The organism is Sphingomonas sp. A2-49 (assembly GCF_025548555.1).
Taxonomy (GTDB): domain Bacteria; phylum Pseudomonadota; class Alphaproteobacteria; order Sphingomonadales; family Sphingomonadaceae; genus Sphingomonas.
Genome location: NZ_JAJLPA010000049.1, coordinates 1 through 1,203, shown reverse-complemented (window position 1 = coordinate 1,203; position 1,203 = coordinate 1). Strand labels below are relative to the sequence as shown.

Genomic DNA, 1,203 nt, shown 5'->3' with positions numbered 1-1,203 from the left:
GGCGTCGCGTTCTGCGGGGTTCTGGCGCTGGTGCCAATGCTCGGCGCGGTTGTGCTTTCTTACGGGCTCGTCGCCAGCCCCGAATCCGTCATCCGCAACGTTCAGGGTCTGACCTCGGTCATGCCGAGCGAGGCTGCCAAGCTCATCGGCGAGCAGCTTATGAATGTGGTCACCACGTCCGGCGGCAAGAAGGGCTTCGGCCTCCTCTTAGCGCTGCTGATCGCATTCTACGGGGCGACGAAAGGTGCGGGCGCTATCATCACCGCGCTCAACATTGCCTATGACGAGGAGGAGACGCGCGGTTTCATACGGCTCCAGCTGGTCACGCTGGCGATCACCGCGGGCGCAGTACTGCTGGCAATCGTGGCGACGATCGCGATCGCTGCACTCGGGCACCTCGACACGATGCTGCCTTGGGCACCTGGCTGGGTACTCGTCGTCGCCAAGATGGGGACCTACGTCGTCATGGCGGGAGCCGGCACAGCCGCCGCGGCGACGCTCTACCGGTACGCTCCCAATCGCGACAAGGCCGAATGGAAGTGGCTCAGCCCAGGTTCCGTTGGCGCGACGCTCGCGTGGCTCGCCGCGACGGCCGGGTTCGCAATCTACGTTGCCAACTTCGGCAGTTACGACGCGACCTACGGCTCATTGGGCGCGGCGGTAGTACTGCTGACTTGGCTGTACCTGTCTGCCTACATCCTGCTGCTCGGTGCGGAAGTGAATTGCGAGCTCGAGCGACAGACCGCGAAGGATACCACGGTCGGAGCCGACGAGCCGCTCGGTAAGCGCGGCGCGAATGCGGCCGACACCGTGGCAGGCGAACGCGAGACGGCAACCCACAGCCCGGGGCTTGGAGATGGTGGCGCCAAGGGGGACCAAGTTCCGGCCGACGGGTCCGAGATCAAAAACTACCTGGCCGCACTAGCTAGCAGCCGAGTGGGGGGATTGGCGGGACTGCAGAAGGTGGGAATGCTATCGTCGGTGCTCGCGACAAGCGGGCTGGCAATGCTCCGGCGCAAAGGGCACGCTCCGGTCGGCGGAGCGCTGCTCGCGACCGCCGCTGCGCTCAGCTGGATGAAGCGGCAAGACTGACTTTCAACGTCGCCCACGCATCCGAGGGAGGGCGGTGCACGACGAATCACGCGCGGTCTGTCGTTACCCAGGGGCAGCTATCCCGATCGCCCATCTCGCTTCCCGGCTTCT

Annotated in this window: 1 protein-coding gene; it reads left to right on the top strand. The window is 65.4% G+C overall.

The window, feature by feature from the left end:
• Positions 1–1,092, top strand: a 1,092-nt coding sequence (locus LPN01_RS19010; protein WP_262829996.1) for a YihY/virulence factor BrkB family protein, incomplete at its 5' end; no start/stop codon positions are given.
• Positions 1,093–1,203 lie beyond the last annotated feature (111 nt).